Source organism: Massilia niabensis (assembly GCF_042655085.1).
Taxonomy (GTDB): Bacteria; Pseudomonadota; Gammaproteobacteria; order Burkholderiales; family Burkholderiaceae_D; genus Telluria; species Telluria niabensis.
Genome location: NZ_JBHSMU010000019.1, coordinates 135,582 through 150,948, shown reverse-complemented (window position 1 = coordinate 150,948; position 15,367 = coordinate 135,582). Strand labels below are relative to the sequence as shown.

Here is a 15,367-nt window from a genome sequence, read left to right as displayed (position 1 = left end):
CAGCTCATTGCCCCTTGCCATACCCTCCCCCGCCGGGCGTTTCGATCACGAACATATCCCCGGCGGCCATCTCGACCTTGCCGATATGCCCGATGCGCTCCTCGCGACCATCGGCGCGCACCACGGTGTTGACCCCGCGCTGCGCTGCTTCGCCGCCGGCCATGCCGAACGGCGCATACACCCGGTTGTTCGACAGGATCGCCGCCGTCATCGGCTCCAGGAAGCGCACCTTGCGCACGCCGCCATTGCCACCGCGCCAGCGCCCCGCTCCGCCGGACCCCGGCCGGATCGCATAGCTTTCGAGCCGCACCGGGAAGCGAAATTCCAGGATCTCGGGATCGGTGAGCCGGGAATTGGTCATGTTGGTCTGCACCACATCGGTCCCGTCAAAGCCCTCGCCCGCGCCACTGCCGCCGGAGATGGTCTCGTAATACTGGTACTTCGCATTCCCGAATGTAAAATTGTTCATCGTCCCCTGCGAGGCCGCCATCACGCCCAGGGCGCCGTACAGGGCGTTGGTGATGCAGGTCGAGGTCTCGACGTTCCCCGACACCACCGAGGCCGGATAATGCGGGTTCAGCATCGAGCCGGGCGGGATGATGACCTCGAGCGGTTTTAGGCAGCCGCCGTTGAGCGGGATCTCGTCGTTCACCAGCGTGCGGAACACGTACAGCACCGCAGCCATGCACACGGCGGACGGCGCGTTGAAGTTGTTCTCGAGCTGGGGCGAGGTGCCGGTGAAGTCGATCTGCGCGCTGCGCGCCGCGCGGTCGACGCGCACCGCCACCACGATCTTCGCGCCGTTGTCGAGGTCGACGGTAAAGGCGCCATCCTTCAGGGCCGTGATCACGCGGCGCACCGCTTCCTCCGCGTTGTCCTGCACATGACCCATGTAGGCGCGCACGACGTCCAGCCCGAAATGCGCCACCATGCGCCGCAGCTCCTCGACGCCCTTCTGGTTGGCGGCTACCTGCGCGCGCAGGTCGGCCAGGTTCTGGTCAGGGTTGCGCGCGGGGCAGCGCGCGCCGGTGAGCAGGCTTCTGGCTTCCCCCTCGCGCAGTACGCCGTCGGCCCCGTCGACCAGCTTGAAGTTGTTGATCAGGACGCCCTCGTGCTCGATGTGGGTCGAGTCCGGCGGCATCGAGCCGGGGGTGGTGCCGCCGATGTCGGCATGGTGGCCGCGCGAGCCGACGTAGAACAAAATGCTGTCGCCGGCTTCGTCGAACACGGGGGAAATCACGGTCACGTCCGGCAGGTGAGTGCCGCCGTTGTACGGGTCGTTGAGCACATACACGTCGCCCGCGCGCATGCGCCCGGCATTCGCGCGCATGACGGTCTTGATGCTTTCGCCCATCGAGCCGAGGTGCACCGGCATGTGCGGCGCGTTGGCGACCAGGTTGCCGCCGGCGTCGAAAATCGCGCAGCTGAAGTCGAGCCGCTCCTTGATGTTCACCGAATAGGCGGTGTTCTGCAGGCGCAGCCCCATCTGCTCGGCGATCGACATGAACAGGTTATTGAAGATCTCGAGCATCACCGGGTCGGCCGTGGTGCCGATCGCATGCCGTTCCGGCAGCGCCTCCACGCGCGTGAGCACCAGGTGGCGGTAGGACGTGACCTCGGCCTGCCAACCCGCCTCGACGATTGTGGTGGCGTTGTCCTCGGCGACGATGGCCGGGCCGCGGATCACGTCGCCCGGCTTGAAGTCGGCCCGGCGGTAGACGCCTGTATCGCGCCACTGCCCGCCTGCGAACATGCCGACCATATCGAAAGCCGCGGCGGCGCCGCCCGGTTCACCGCTGGGCGCGGGCGTCTCCGGCGGCGCTTCCGAGCGGCCCAGCGCTTCGACCGACACCGCCTCGACCACCAAAGCGCGCGAGGGCATCAGGAAGGAAAAGCGCCGCTTGTACGCCGCTTCGAACTCGGCCTGCATGGCCGGGGCGTCGCCGAAAGCGACGACGAGCGCCGAGTCGGTGCCTTCGTAGCGCAGGTGGACGCGCTTGACGACGTCGATGCATTCGGCGCCGACGCCCTGGGCCCGCAGTTCGTTCCTCGCCGCATCGGCCAGCCCGTCCAGCCGCCTTGCCAGCACGCCGCCTGTCACGGCATCAAGCCTTTCCTCGACGGCCTGCTCGCGCATCGCGCTCTGGTCGGCCAGGCCCATGCCGTAGGCCGACAGCACGCCGGCCAGGCTGTGGATGAAGACCGTCTTCATCCCGAGCGCGTCGGCCACCAGGCAGGCGTGCTGGCCGCCGGCGCCACCAAAACTGGTGAGCGCATACTCGGTCACGTCGTGCCCGCGCTGCACCGAGATCTGCTTGATCGCGTTGGCCATGTTGCCGACCGCGATCTGGATGTAACCTTCGGCGACCTGCTCCGGGGTGCGCACGTCGCCCGTGGCGGCCTCGATCTCGCGGGCCATGCCGGCAAAGCGCGCGCGCACCGTCTCCCTATCGAGTGCTTCCTCGCCACTGGCGCCGAACAGGTGCGGAAAATGCGCGGGCTGGATCTTGCCGAGCATGACGTTGCAGTCGGTGACCGTGAGCGGTCCGCCGCGGCGGTAGCAGGCCGGGCCGGGATTGGCGCCGGCGCTGTCCGGCCCGACGCGGTAGCGGCTGCCGTCGAAATGCAGGATCGAGCCGCCGCCGGCGGCCACCGTGTGGATGCTCATCATCGGCGCGCGCATGCGCACGCCAGCCACCAGGGTTTCGAAGACGCGCTCAAACTCGCCGGCGAAATGCGACACGTCGGTCGAGGTGCCGCCCATGTCGAAGCCGATGATGCGCTCGAAGCCCGCCAGGCGGCTCGCCCTGACCATGCCGACGATGCCGCCGGCCGGGCCAGAGAGGATGCTGTCCTTGCCCTGGAAGGCGCGCGCATCGGTCAGGCCGCCGTTCGACTGCATGAACTGCAGGTTCACGCCGGGCAGCTCGCATGCCACCTGGTCGACATAGCGGCGCAGGATCGGCGACAGGTAGGCGTCGACGACTGTGGTGTCGCCCCGGGCCACCAGCTTCATCATCGGGCTCACCTCATGCGAGGCCGAGACCTGGGTGAAGCCGATCTCGCGCGCGATGCGCGCCACCGCCGCTTCATGCGCGGTATAGCGGTAGCCATGCATGAAGACGATGGCCAGGGCGCGCGCGCCACGGTCGTAGGCAGCCTGCAGGCTGCTGCGCGCCGCTAGCTTGTCGAGCGGCTGCACGACGTCGCCGTGGGCGCCGATGCGCTCGTCGATCTCGATGACTTCGCCGTACAGCAGTTCCGGCAGCACGATGTGGCGCTCGAACAGGCGCGGGCGGTTCTGGTAGGCGATGCGCAGCGCGTCGCGGAAACCGCGGGTGATAGCCAGCAGGGTGCGCTCGCCCTTGCGCTCGAGCAGCGCGTTGGTGGCGACGGTGGTGCCCATCTTGACCGCCTCGATGGCATGCACCGGCAGCGGATCGCCGGGCGCGACGCCCAGCAGGTGCCGGATGCCGGCCACCGCGGCGTCCCGGTACCCCTCCGGGTTCTCCGACAGCAGCTTGTGGGTCACCAGCTGCCCCCCGGGCGTGCGCGCGACGATGTCGGTAAACGTGCCGCCGCGGTCGATCCAGAACTGCCAGTCCATATGCGTTTCCTCATGCCGATTGAAGTATGGCGCCTATTGTATTCGCGCTTACGGCCGAAATTGGCGAAAATGCATGCTCATGGAACCCGAATGGAGTTGGAATGGACAATGGTCTCTACAGCGTGGCGCAAATCCGTGCGATCGAAGGCGCAAGCGCGCAAGCAACGGCGGAGGGAGAAGCCGGTGAGGCCGGGAGCCTGATGCGCCGCGCCGGCCGTGCGGCGGCAAACCTCGCCCTGGAACTGATCGGCACCGCGCGCGAGGAGTCGCGACTGCGGCCCGTGCTGGTGCTGGCCGGGCCGGGCAACAACGGCGGCGACGCCCTGGAACTGGCCGCCAACCTGGGCGAGGCCGGGGTCGATGTGGTGGTGCTGCACCTGGCCGGCAGCGGACCCAGTTCGCCGGAAGCGGCGCAGGCGCTGGCCCGCGCCCGTGCCAGCTCGGCCAATTTCGCCGACGTGGCGCCGGACGTGCGCGAATGGGCGATGGTCGTCGACGGCCTGTTCGGCATCGGCCTGGCGCGTCCGCTGGAGGGGCGCTACCGCGAGCTCGTCACGGCGATCGACCGGCTGCGCTGCCCGGTACTTGCCCTCGACGTGCCGAGCGGGCTCGATGCGGATACGGGCGCCGTGGTGGGCCCCGGCGGCGTCGCTGTGCGCGCCACCCACACCATCACCTTCATCGGCGACAAGGCGGGCCTGCACACGGGCGAGGGACGCGATTACGCCGGCGTCGTACACGTCGCCCGCCTCGGGCTCGATACCGCTGCCTTCGAGCCGCCACGGGCGCGCCTGGCCGGCCCTTCCCTATTCGCGGCCCACCTGGCGCCGCGCCGGCAGAATTCGCACAAGGGGCAGTTCGGGGATGTTGCCGTGGTCGGCGGCGCGCACGGGATGGTGGGCGCGGCCGTGCTGGCCGCGCGCGTGGCCCTGCATGCCGGTGCCGGGCGTGTGTTCGCGGTGGGTGTCGACGCCGAGGCCGGGCCGCAGTTCGACCCCATGCAGCCCGAGCTGATGTTCAGGACATCGGCCGCCTTCGATACCGACGGCCGCGTGCTGGTCCTCGGCCCCGGCATGGGCGACTCGAGCGAGGCCATGCGCGTGCTGGGCCACGGGATCGATGGCGCAAGCGCGATCGTCATCGATGCCGATGGCCTGAACCTGGTGGCGGCGAGCACCGCCCTGCAGGAGCGCGTGGCGCGGCGCCAGGGCGGCACCATCGTCACGCCCCATCCGCTGGAGGCGGCGCGCCTGCTCGGCACATCGAGCGCTGAAGTACAGGCCGACCGGCTGGGCTCGGCGCGCGAGCTGGCGCGGCGCCTGCAGGCGGTGGTCGTCCTCAAGGGGTCGGGCACGGTGGTGGCGCAGCCCGATGGCGAGGTGGCCGTCAACCCGACCGGCAATCCCGGGCTGGCCAGCGGCGGCAGCGGCGACGTGCTGGCGGGGGTGTGCGGCGCCCTGCTTGCACAGGGGTGGCCGGCATGGGAAGCGGCCATCGGCGCCGTGTGGATGCACGGTGCTGCGGCGGACCGGCTGGTCGAGGAAGGCGTGGGGCCGGTCGGGATGACGGCGGGGGAATTGCCGAAGGCGGTGCGGGCGGTGTTGAACGGGTTGGTTTCAGAGGCAGGCGCGAACCGTTCATAAACTCGTTGAACGCGTGAGGTAATTCAGGCAGGGGGCCGGAATTACGCACCGCCCACGCTACACCAGCTTCCCCGCCGCAATCGTGATCGTCCGCCCGCAACGCGCCGCCATCGCCGGATCGTGCGTCACGAGCACCAGGGTCGACCCGCGCTCGCGGTTCAGTTCGAACATCAGGCCAATGATCGATTCGCCGGTGGTCGCATCCAGGCTGCCGGTCGGTTCATCCGCGAACAGCAGCGGCGGCTCGGTGACGAAGGCGCGCGCCAGGGCCACCCGTTGCTGCTCGCCGCCCGACAGGTATTTCGGATAATGCTTCAGGCGGCTCGACAGGCCGACGCGCCCGAGCATGGCTTCCGCCTTCTCACGCGCCGCGCCGTCGCCGCGCAACTCGAGCGGCAGCATGACGTTTTCGACGGCATTCAGGTGCGCCAGCAACTGGAAGGACTGGAACACGAAGCCCAGCTTGGCCATGCGAAACGCGGCGCGGCCGTCCTCATCAAGCGCAAAGATATCGGTGCCGTCGAGGAGCACCTTGCCGCTGCTGGGCGAGTCGAGGCCGGCCAGCAGGCCCAGCAGTGTCGACTTGCCCGAGCCCGAGGCACCGACGATCGCGAGCGTCTCCGCCGGTTGCACGGTAAAATCGATGCTGTGCAGGATGGTGAGTTCGCCGCTGGCGTCCGCTACCCGCTTCGACAAACCCGCCACTTGAATCGCGGCCGGCCGGCCCGACATGGCGGTAACGTCATTTTTTAAAGCCTCGGGGTTATCACGCATGCTTGCTTTTCTCAAGAAATTAACTGTCGCCGCAAGCCTGGTGCTTGCGTCGGCGAGCGCCTATTCTGCACCAAAAACCGTACTCGTGGTGGGTGACAGCCTGTCGGCCGAATACGGCTTGACGCGCGGCGCGGGTTGGGTTGCGCTGCTCGAACAAAAGCTCAAGGCGAGCAAGATCGACGCCAACATCGTCAACGCGAGCATCAGCGGCGAAACGACGAGCGGCGGCCGCGCGCGCCTGCCGGCCCTGCTGAACCAGCACAAGCCCCAGGTCGTCGTCATCGAACTGGGCGCCAACGACGGCTTGCGCGGCCTGCCGGTGCCCGCTGCCGAAAGCAATTTGCGGCAGATGATCACGATGTCGCAGCAAAAGGGCGCGAAGGTGATGCTGGTCGGCATGCGCATGCCACCAAACTATGGCCGCGCCTACACGGAACGCTTCTTCGGCATGTTCACGACCCTGTCCAAAGAGTACAAGGCGCCGCTGGTGCCGTTCATGCTCGAAGGCATTGCCGACAAGCCGGCGCTGTTCCAGGCCGACCGCCTGCACCCGAATGCCCAGGCCCATCCCATCATCCTGAATAACATCTGGCCGACTTTCTCCACCTTGATCACATCCCGATGAAATACCCTGCCGTACTGAGCTTTGCCGACATCCTCCCCCAGCTGCACGAATTCGACGCCATCATCGACGCGCGCAGCGAAGGCGAGTTCGCACTCGACCACCTGCCCGGCGCCATCAATTGTCCGGTGCTGCACGACGAGGAGCGCGTGCGCGTCGGCACGCTCTACAAGCAGGTCAATGCCTTCGAGGCGAAAAAGGTCGGCGCGGCGCTGGTCGCGTACAATATCGCGCGCCACCTCGAAACGCTGTTCGCCGACAAGCCGCGCGACTGGAAGCCGCTGGTCTACTGCTGGCGCGGCGGCAACCGGAGCGGCTCGCTGGCACACGTCCTGGCCAAGGTTGGCTGGCCGGCGATCCAGCTCGACGGCGGCTACAAGGCCTATCGCGCGCACGTGAGCAGCGCGCTCGACAACCCTCCCGAGCTGCAGTTCCGCGTCATTTGCGGCACCACCGGCAGCGGCAAGAGCCGCCTGCTGGAGACCCTGGACGCCATCGGTGCACAAGTGCTCGACCTCGAACGCCTGGCCGCCCACCGCGGCTCCGTATTGGGCCACCTGCCGAACGAAGCGCAGCCGACGCAAAAGATGTTCGAGAGCCGGATCTGGGACAAACTGCGCCACTTCGACCTGGACAAGCCGGTGTTCGTCGAATCGGAGAGCAAAAAGGTCGGCAACCTGCGTGTGCCGGACGCCGTCATGGAGCGCATGCGCGCCTCGCCCTGCGTCGCCCTGACGCTGTCGCGTCCGAACCGCGTGCGCCTCCTGATGGAAGACTACAACCACTTCGCCCAGGACCCGCAGGCGCTCAACGGCCAGCTGGATCACCTGGTGCAATTGCACGGCCGCGCCAAGATCGACGCCTGGCATGCGCTCGCCAACAGCGGCGCCATGCCGGAACTGGTCGACCAGCTGCTCGTCGAACACTACGACCCTGCCTACCTGCGCTCGATCGACCGCAATTTCGTCCAGTACGGGCAGGCGCAGGTGCTGGAGCTGGGTGACATCGGGCAGGATGATTTCGTCGGCGCGGCGCGGGCCTTGCACGCGGCCTGAGGGCCTGCGTCCCTCGACAATCGTTCCGCCCTACTCCACGACGTAAAAAAACCCGGCTGCGCAAACAGCCGGGTTTTTCTTTTATCGCATCAACGAAGAGCCTTTACTCCGTCTTGGCAGCCCCTGCGTTCGCATTGATTTTGACCTTCGCCTTGGCCTTGATGGCTTCCACAAAATTGTAGAGCTCAGCCTGGCCGGCCAGCTGCGAGATCTGCTGGGCTTCCTGCGAGCGGCGTGCCTGGTCCAGCTGGGGTGGCTGCGACACCTTGCCGATGCGGTAGACGCCGTAGCCGACGCCTGGAAGCTCGACGCCCACGTAGGCAGGCAGCTTCGTCGCGTCCGCTTTCAGCGCGGCCAGCGCACCGGCAGGGTTGATGGTCGGCTCCTGGGTGCGCGAGATCAGCTTCGGCTCGCCGAAACCGGTGGCGTCGCCGGATGCCTTGGCAGCGGCCAGCTTCGCTTCGCCGGCCTGGCGTGCCAGGCGCAGTGCCTCTTCCTGCATGACGCGCTGGCGGATCGCCGCTTCGACTTCGGCCAGCGGACGCTTGGTCGCCGGCTTGAATTCGAGTACGCGGCCCGCGATCAGCACAGCTGGCGCCACTTCGACGGCTTCCGTGTTGCGCTTGTTCTTGATCGAGTCGGTCGAGTACAGGGCGGCAAGGAATTTCTCGTTATTGAACGGCGCCGCACCCAGGGCCGGGTTCGGCTTACGGGTCAGGCCATCGGCGACCTGGATCTTCAGGCCCAGCTTGCCGGCGGCGGGCTTCAGGCTGTCGGCCTGCTCGTAGACGATGTCGTTGAACTGCTCGGCCAGCTCCGAATACTTCTTCGACAGCTTCGCCTTCGACAGTTCGGCCGCGATTTCGGGTTTTGCGGCCTCGAGCGACTTCTGCGACGCCGGCGTGACCGAGGTGACCTTGATGATGTGGAAGCCAAATTCCGACGGCACGATGCCCGACACTTCGCCCTGCTTCAGGCCATAGATCGCGTCTTCGACCGACTTGACCAGGCTGCCGCGCTCGACCGCGCCGAGGTCGCCGCCGTTAGCCGCCGAACCCGGATCCTGCGACTGGGTCTTGGCAATCTCGGCAAAGGCGGCCGGGTTCTTGCGCACCTCGGCCAGCACCGCTTCGGCTTTCGCCTTGGCGGCCGCCGCTTCAGCCGGCTTGGCGCCTGCCGGGTTGGTGATCAGGATGTGGCTGGCGGTACGCTGCTCGGGCGTCGTGAAGCGCTTCTGGTTGGCATTGTAGAACTGCGCCACTTCGGCGTCGGTCGTGGTGACCTGGCTTTCCACGGCGGCGCTGTCGAGCACGACGTACTCGGCCTTCACCTGCTCGGGAATCAGGAACAGGTTGGCGTTCTTGTCATAAAACGCCTTGACCATGTCGTCGGTGACTTTGACTTGCGGCAGGTAGTTCGCGATCGGGAACACGAGTTCCTGGACTTCGCGCTGCTGGTCGTTGATGTTCGAGATGCGCTCGGCCACCGAGCGCGGCACGAAGGCGGTCGCGCCGACCGAACCGGCCAGCTGCTGGATCGCCATGTCGCGGCGCATGCGGGCATCGAAGGCTTCCGGCGTCATGCCCTGGGCTGCCAGGGCGGCGCGGTAGCCGTCCATGTCGAAGCTGCCGTCGGGCTTGCGGAAGGTGTCGATGGCGCTGATGGCCTTGGCCAGGCTCTGGTCGCTGACGGTCAGCTTGCTGCGTGCGATTTCGGCGTTCACGGCGCGTTCGGCGACCAGGTTCTCAAGTACTTCGCGTTTCGCTTCAGGAGTCTCGAAGAGCTTCTGGTCGAACTGCGGCCCCATCTGCTGACGGGCCTGGTCGATCTGGCGGCGCTGCGCCTCTTCCCACTCCTGCTGCGTGATGTTGCGGCCGTCCACTTCGGCCACGCCGACACCGCTGTCGCCGCGGTCCTGGTAGCTGTCGACGCCGACCAGTACGAACGAAGGCACAATCAACAGGCCCAGGATGCCGTACATGACGCGTTTGTTATTACGTACAAAATCAAACATGGTCCACCAATCGATATTGACGCTTCAGTCAAGTTAAAAAAAAAGGCGAACTCGCGTTCGCCTCTTCTGTCGTCCCAGCACTGCTTGTAAGTACCGGACATACTGCTCAATCTGGCGGAGCGGACGGGGCTCGAACCCGCGACCCCCGGCGTGACAGGCCGGTATTCTAACCAACTGAACTACCGCTCCAAATTCGTGTATGTTTCGTGGCGGAGCGGACGGGGCTCGAACCCGCGACCCCCGGCGTGACAGGCCGGTATTCTAACCAACTGAACTACCGCTCCACGAAAATACTGGGTGCTGCATCATCCCTGCGGCGAAAGCTGAGAGGCTTAGCTCCCTACCCGCTTGAGGACGTTTTCTCTGCATGTCACTGCAGAGAAGGCATTAGTTTACAGCATCTTTTAACGCTTTACCAGCCTTAAATTTCGGAACCTTTGCAGCTTTAATCTTGATTGGTTCCTTGGTGCGCGGATCGCGGCCCGTGCGCGCGGCGCGGTCGCCGACGGTGAAGGTGCCAAAGCCGACCAGGGTCACGCTGTCGTTGTTCTTCAGGGTGTTCGTCACCGCTTCGATCATCGCATCCAGCGCACGCGTGGCCGAGGCCTTGGTAATGTCCGCGGATTTCGCGATCTCTTCGATCAGTTCAGTCTTGTTCACTCGTATCCTCTTGGTCGTTCTTGACGCGGCGGCGCTGCGCCTTCCTGCAAAAGTGCAAGCGCGTATTAAACCGGGGTGATTTGCTTCTGTCAAGCAACATTCGTCGAGGAATGTCTCAGCTTGCGTGTTCACCCCACAAAAAAAGAGGCGCCGCACGGGCGCCTCCTTTAGCCGGTTATCCCAGCGATCAGTGCTTGACCACCTCGCCCTGCCCTTCGGCGGTCGGGGCCGGCGTGACCGACACCGCCGGCACGTCGGCCAAGGCCTGCGGCTGGCGCTCCAGCGCGATCTCGAGCACCTTCTCGATCCAGCGCACCGGCACGATCTCAAGCTTGTTCTTGACGTTGTCCGGAATCTCGGCCAGGTCCTTCACGTTCTGCTCGGGGATCAGCACCGTCTTGATGCCGCCGCGGTGCGCCGCCAGCAGCTTTTCCTTCAGGCCACCGATCGGCAAGACTTCGCCGCGCAGCGTGATCTCGCCCGTCATCGCCACGTCGGCGCGCACCGGGATGCCGGTGAAGGCCGACACCAGCGCCGTCGTCATGCCGATACCCGCGGACGGACCATCCTTCGGTGTCGCGCCCTCCGGCACGTGGATGTGGATGTCGTTCTTCTCGAACGCTTCGGCCTTGATGCCGAAGCGCTGGGCACGGCTGCGGACAACCGTGCGCGCCGCTTCGATCGACTCCTTCATCACGTCGCCCAGGGTACCGGTGCGGATGATGGCGCCCTTGCCGGGCACGTTCACCGCCTCGATCGTCAGCAGGTCGCCGCCGACTTCGGTCCAGGCAAGGCCCACCACCTGGCCGACCTGGTTTTCCTTCTCGGCCACGCCGAAATCGTAACGGCGCACGCCCAGGAACTTGTCCAGGTTCTTGCCGTTGACGATAACCGCCTTGTCCGACTTTTTCAGCAGCAGCATCTTGACGACCTTGCGGCAGATCTTCGAGATTTCACGCTCGAGCGAACGCACGCCGGCTTCACGGGTGTAGTAACGGATGATGTCGCGGATCGCCGATTCCTCGACCTTGATCTCCCCATCGCGCAGTCCGTTTGCCTTGACCTGCTTCGGCAGCAGGTAACGCTGGGCGATGTTGGTCTTTTCGTCTTCGGTGTAACCCGACAGGCGAATGACTTCCATCCGGTCCAGCAGTGCCGGCGGAATGTTGAACGAGTTCGAGGTCGCCACGAACATCACGTCCGACAGGTCGAAGTCCACTTCCAGGTAGTGGTCCGAGAACGTGTGGTTCTGTTCCGGGTCCAGCACCTCGAGCAGGGCCGACGACGGGTCGCCGCGGAAGTCCGCGCCCATCTTGTCGATCTCATCGAGCAGGAACAGCGGGTTACGCACGCCGACTTTCGCCAGCGACTGCAGCACCTTGCCCGGCATCGAGCCGATATAGGTACGGCGGTGGCCGCGGATCTCGGCTTCGTCGCGCACGCCGCCCAGGGCCATGCGCACGAACTTGCGGTTCGTGGCACGGGCGATGGACTGGCCGAGCGAGGTCTTACCCACGCCCGGAGGACCCACGAAGCACAGGATCGGGGCCTTCAGCTTGTCGACGCGCTGTTGGACTGCAAGATACTCAAGAATACGTTCCTTGATCTTGTCGAGGCCGTAGTGCTCCGCTTCCAGCACTTTTTCGGCGTTCGACAGGTCGTGCGTGACCTTCGACTTTTTCTTCCACGGCAGCGATACCAGGGTGTCGATGTAGTTGCGCACCACGGTCGCTTCGGCGGACATCGGCGACATCAGTTTCAGCTTCTTGATTTCGGCGGTGGCCTTGTCGAGCGCTTCCTTCGGCATTTTAGCGGCGATCACCTTCTTCTCGAGCTCGTCGATGTCGGCGCCGTCTTCGCCTTCGCCCAGTTCCTTCTGGATGGCCTTGACCTGTTCATTCAGGTAGTACTCGCGCTGCGATTTCTCCATCTGGCGCTTCACGCGGCCGCGGATGCGCTTCTCGACCTGCAGGATGTCGAGTTCGCCTTCCAGCTGGCCGAGCAGGTGCTCGAGGCGCTTGGCGACGTTGAAGATTTCCAGGATCACTTGCTTCTGCTCGAGCTTCAATGGCAGGTGCGCGGCGACGGTATCGGCCAGGCGGCCGGCGTCATCGATACCGGCCAACGAGGCGAGGATCTCGGGCGGGATTTTCTTGTTCAGTTTGACGTACTGGTCGAACTGCTGGACGATCGCGCGGCGCATCGCCTCGACTTCGGAATCGTCGCCGACTTCCGAACGCAGCGGGGTCAGCTCGGCGATGAAGTGGGTCGCACCGTCGCTGATGTTATCGATTCGGGCACGCTGGGCCCCTTCCACCAGCACCTTCACGGTACCGTCGGGAAGCTTCAGCATTTGCAGGATGTTCGCGACGCAGCCGATCTCGTAGATGTCTGCGGCGGAAGGTTCGTCTTTGGCAGCCGCCTTTTGGGCGGCGAGCATGATGCTCTTGCCCTGTTCCATCGCGGCTTCGAGTGCCTTGATCGACTTTGGGCGACCGACGAACAGTGGTATCACCATATGGGGAAACACGACCACGTCGCGCAACGGCAGGAGGGGCAGCGTCGTTTGCTCGGTTAATTTCGAAGTTGTCATGGTATACCTTATAAAAAGCGTGTTACCGATGTTGGGTGAACACGGTTAAAACTCAAGACCGGCCAACGAATATTTTCTTTGAGTAAAAAAACATGAGTTGCGAAATTCAAATCTAGCCGTTCCAATAAATCCCTTGCGTGAAATGAAAAAGCCACCACGCGACCGTAGTCGCGAGTGGCTTTTCGATTGAAGCCGGATGCTTTTATTGAGGTAAATTGTACCTCCAAGCCTCCAGCGCACAAGTGCTTTTGTCGTTTCCGAGCGGATATTTTTTAGTTTTCTCCGCTCGCTTTTGCGCTTTCGCTGTAAATCAGCAAAGGCTTGGCGCCATTTGTGATCGTATTTTCATCAATAACGACTTTCACGACGTTTTGCTGATTCGGCAATTCGTACATGACGTCGAGCAGCGCGTGTTCCAGGATCGAGCGCAGGCCGCGAGCGCCGGTCTTGCGTGCCAATGCTTTTCGGGCAATGGCGTGCAATGCGGCCGGGCGAATCTCGAGTTCCGAGCCTTCCATCTCGAGCAGCTTCGAATATTGCTTGATCAGCGCATTCTTCGGCTCGATCAGGATCTGGATCAGGGCTTCTTCCGTTAACTCGTTCAGCGTAGCTACGACAGGCAGACGGCCGACAAGTTCCGGAATCAGACCAAATTTGATCAGATCTTCCGGTTCGGCTTCCATCATGATCTCGCTGTTCGAGCGCTGGGTTGCGCTCTTGACGCTGGCTGCGAACCCGATGCCGCCCTTTTCCGAACGGTTCTGGACGATCTTGGCCAGGCCGTCGAAGGCGCCGCCGCAGATGAACATGATGTTGGTCGTGTCGATCTGGACGAAGTCCTGGTTCGGGTGCTTGCGCCCGCCCTGTGGCGGTACCGAGGCCATCGTACCCTCGATCAGCTTGAGCAGTGCCTGCTGCACGCCTTCGCCTGAGACGTCGCGCGTGATCGACGGATTGTCGGACTTGCGCGAAATCTTGTCGATCTCGTCGATATAGACGATGCCGCGCTGGGCCTTCTCGACTTCGTAGTTGCAGCTCTGCAGCAGCTTCTGGATGATGTTCTCGACGTCTTCGCCGACATAGCCGGCTTCGGTCAGCGTGGTCGCGTCAGCGATGACGAAGGGCACGTTGAGCATGCGCGCCAGCGTCTGCGCCAGCAGCGTCTTGCCCGAGCCGGTCGGGCCGACGAGCAGGATGTTGCTCTTGGCCAGCTCGACGTCGTCTTTCTTGCCGAGGTGCTTCAGGCGCTTGTAGTGATTGTACACGGCGACGGACAGGATGCGCTTGGCAGTCTGCTGGCCGATCACGTACTGGTCGAGCAGTTCCGCGATCTCGTGCGGGGTCGGCAGGTCGGACTTGGCGCCCGCCACCGATTCCACGTTCGAGGTCTCGTCGCGGATGATGTCATTGCACAGGTCGATGCACTCGTCGCAGATGAAGACCGATGGTCCCGCGATGAGCTTTTTGACCTCGTGCTGGCTCTTGCCGCAGAAAGAGCAGTACAGAAGCTTTTCGCCGCTGGAAGATTTTTTGTCAGACATGGGGCAGGTTTCTAGTATAGAACTACGGATGAAAGAGCGATCGGCCTGGCAGGTCCTGGCGTCCCGAACTTCCTCAATATAACGCGATCACGGAGCACGCGACAATACCTGCGTACAACGCCATGCTACCCGAAATAAAAAGCAAACGCCCGAACGTGTTGGCGCCCGGGCGTTTTTCAGCAACACCTATGTGGTGCATCAAGCGCGGGTCGTCAACACCTTGTCGATCAGGCCATAGTCAACGGATTCCTCAGCCGACATGAAACGGTCGCGGTCGGTATCACGGTGGATCTGCTCGACGCTCTGGCCGGTGTTCTCGGCCATGATGCGCGCCAGGCGCTCACGCAGGTACAGGATTTCCTTGGCCTGGATTTCGATATCCGAAGCCATGCCCTGCGAGCCGCCGGACGGCTGGTGAATCATGACGCGCGAGTTCGGCAGCGAGAAACGCTTGCCCTTCGCGCCGGCCGCCAGCAGGAAGGCGCCCATCGACGCCGCCAGGCCGGTGCACAGGGTCGACACGTCAGGCTTGATGAAGTTCATCGTGTCGAAGATCGCGAGGCCCGCCGACACCGAACCGCCAGGCGAGTTGATGTAGAGCGAGATGTCCTTGTCGGGATTCTCGCTTTCCAGGAACAGCATCTGGGCGACGATCAGGTTGGCCATCTGGTCGTTGACAGGGCCGACGAGGAAAATCACGCGCTCCTTGAGCAGGCGCGAATAAATATCGTACGCGCGCTCGCCGCGGCCGCTTTGCTCAACTACCATCGGCACGAGGCCGAGTGCTTGGGTGTCCAATGCCGGATTACGGTTCATACCTGTCTCGTTCCTTGTAAGTAGGCAAATTCAGAGGGTAAG

The 15,367-nt window shown here is 64.2% G+C and carries 10 protein-coding genes and 2 tRNA genes; 3 read left to right on the top strand and 9 right to left on the bottom strand.

Features of this window, described 5'->3' with window-relative positions:
• Positions 1-4: 4 nt before the first annotated feature.
• Positions 5-3,607 (bottom strand): hydantoinase B/oxoprolinase family protein, encoded by a 3,603-nt coding sequence (locus ACFPN5_RS23975; RefSeq protein WP_379786362.1) that lies wholly within the window; start codon positions 3,605-3,607, stop codon positions 5-7.
• A gap of 101 nt (positions 3,608-3,708) precedes the next feature.
• Here ACFPN5_RS23975 and ACFPN5_RS23970 point away from each other — a divergent pair, with 101 nt between their 5' ends.
• The gene (locus tag ACFPN5_RS23970; protein ID WP_379786361.1) at positions 3,709-5,250 is read left to right on the top strand and encodes an NAD(P)H-hydrate dehydratase; all 1,542 of its coding nucleotides are present in this window, start codon (positions 3,709-3,711) and stop codon (positions 5,248-5,250) included.
• Positions 5,251-5,307: 57 nt separating this feature from the next.
• On the opposite strand, the gene ACFPN5_RS23965 is transcribed toward ACFPN5_RS23970, so the two are convergent.
• Positions 5,308-5,982, bottom strand: a complete 675-nt coding sequence (locus ACFPN5_RS23965; protein WP_379786605.1) for an ABC transporter ATP-binding protein — start codon at positions 5,980-5,982, stop codon at positions 5,308-5,310.
• A gap of 40 nt (positions 5,983-6,022) precedes the next feature.
• Between ACFPN5_RS23965 and ACFPN5_RS23960 the strand changes: the two genes are divergently transcribed.
• Positions 6,023-6,649 (top strand): arylesterase, encoded by a 627-nt coding sequence (locus ACFPN5_RS23960; protein WP_379786360.1) that lies wholly within the window; start codon positions 6,023-6,025, stop codon positions 6,647-6,649.
• A complete protein-coding gene (gene mnmH / locus ACFPN5_RS23955) occupies positions 6,646-7,701 on the top strand; it encodes a tRNA 2-selenouridine(34) synthase MnmH (RefSeq protein ID WP_379786359.1) in 1,056 nt (351 codons plus the stop codon). The genes ACFPN5_RS23960 and mnmH overlap by 4 nt, the downstream gene beginning before the upstream one ends.
• A 103-nt stretch (positions 7,702-7,804) precedes the next feature.
• Here mnmH and ACFPN5_RS23950 read toward each other — a convergent pair whose 3' ends face one another.
• The 7 genes from ACFPN5_RS23950 to clpP all read right to left on the bottom strand — a co-directional run bounded on the left by ACFPN5_RS23950 (position 7,805) and on the right by clpP (position 15,325).
• Complete coding sequence (locus tag ACFPN5_RS23950; RefSeq protein ID WP_379786358.1) at positions 7,805-9,715, bottom strand: SurA N-terminal domain-containing protein; 1,911 nt, start codon at positions 9,713-9,715, stop codon at positions 7,805-7,807.
• A 112-nt stretch (positions 9,716-9,827) separates the two neighbouring features.
• A tRNA-Asp gene (locus tag ACFPN5_RS23945) sits at positions 9,828-9,904 on the bottom strand.
• An 18-nt stretch (positions 9,905-9,922) separates the two neighbouring features.
• Positions 9,923-9,999 (bottom strand) — tRNA-Asp (locus tag ACFPN5_RS23940).
• Positions 10,000-10,102: 103 nt separating this feature from the next.
• Complete coding sequence (locus ACFPN5_RS23935) at positions 10,103-10,375, bottom strand: HU family DNA-binding protein (RefSeq protein ID WP_056335784.1); 273 nt, start codon at positions 10,373-10,375, stop codon at positions 10,103-10,105.
• A gap of 187 nt (positions 10,376-10,562) precedes the next feature.
• Positions 10,563-12,968 (bottom strand): endopeptidase La, encoded by a 2,406-nt coding sequence (lon, locus tag ACFPN5_RS23930; RefSeq protein ID WP_379786357.1) that lies wholly within the window; start codon positions 12,966-12,968, stop codon positions 10,563-10,565.
• A gap of 272 nt (positions 12,969-13,240) precedes the next feature.
• Positions 13,241-14,509, bottom strand: coding sequence for an ATP-dependent Clp protease ATP-binding subunit ClpX (clpX, locus tag ACFPN5_RS23925; protein WP_379786356.1), 1,269 nt, complete (start codon positions 14,507-14,509; stop codon positions 13,241-13,243).
• Positions 14,510-14,707: 198 nt separating this feature from the next.
• Positions 14,708-15,325, bottom strand: coding sequence for an ATP-dependent Clp endopeptidase proteolytic subunit ClpP (gene clpP, locus ACFPN5_RS23920; RefSeq protein WP_379786355.1), 618 nt, complete (start codon positions 15,323-15,325; stop codon positions 14,708-14,710).
• Positions 15,326-15,367: the final 42 nt, after the last annotated feature.

Coding starts and splice junctions, on each gene's coding strand:
- ACFPN5_RS23975 (WP_379786362.1), bottom strand. CDS start 3,607: ATGGACTGGCAGTTCTGGATCGACCGCGGCGGCACGTTTACCGACATC.
- ACFPN5_RS23970 (WP_379786361.1), top strand. CDS start 3,709: ATGGACAATGGTCTCTACAGCGTGGCGCAAATCCGTGCGATCGAAGGC.
- ACFPN5_RS23965 (WP_379786605.1), bottom strand. CDS start 5,982: ATGTCGGGCCGGCCGGCCGCGATTCAAGTGGCGGGTTTGTCGAAGCGG.
- ACFPN5_RS23960 (WP_379786360.1), top strand. CDS start 6,023: ATGCTTGCTTTTCTCAAGAAATTAACTGTCGCCGCAAGCCTGGTGCTT.
- mnmH (WP_379786359.1), top strand. CDS start 6,646: ATGAAATACCCTGCCGTACTGAGCTTTGCCGACATCCTCCCCCAGCTG.
- ACFPN5_RS23950 (WP_379786358.1), bottom strand. CDS start 9,715: ATGTTTGATTTTGTACGTAATAACAAACGCGTCATGTACGGCATCCTG.
- lon (WP_379786357.1), bottom strand. CDS start 12,968: ATGACAACTTCGAAATTAACCGAGCAAACGACGCTGCCCCTCCTGCCG.
- clpX (WP_379786356.1), bottom strand. CDS start 14,509: ATGTCTGACAAAAAATCTTCCAGCGGCGAAAAGCTTCTGTACTGCTCT.
- clpP (WP_379786355.1), bottom strand. CDS start 15,325: ATGAACCGTAATCCGGCATTGGACACCCAAGCACTCGGCCTCGTGCCG.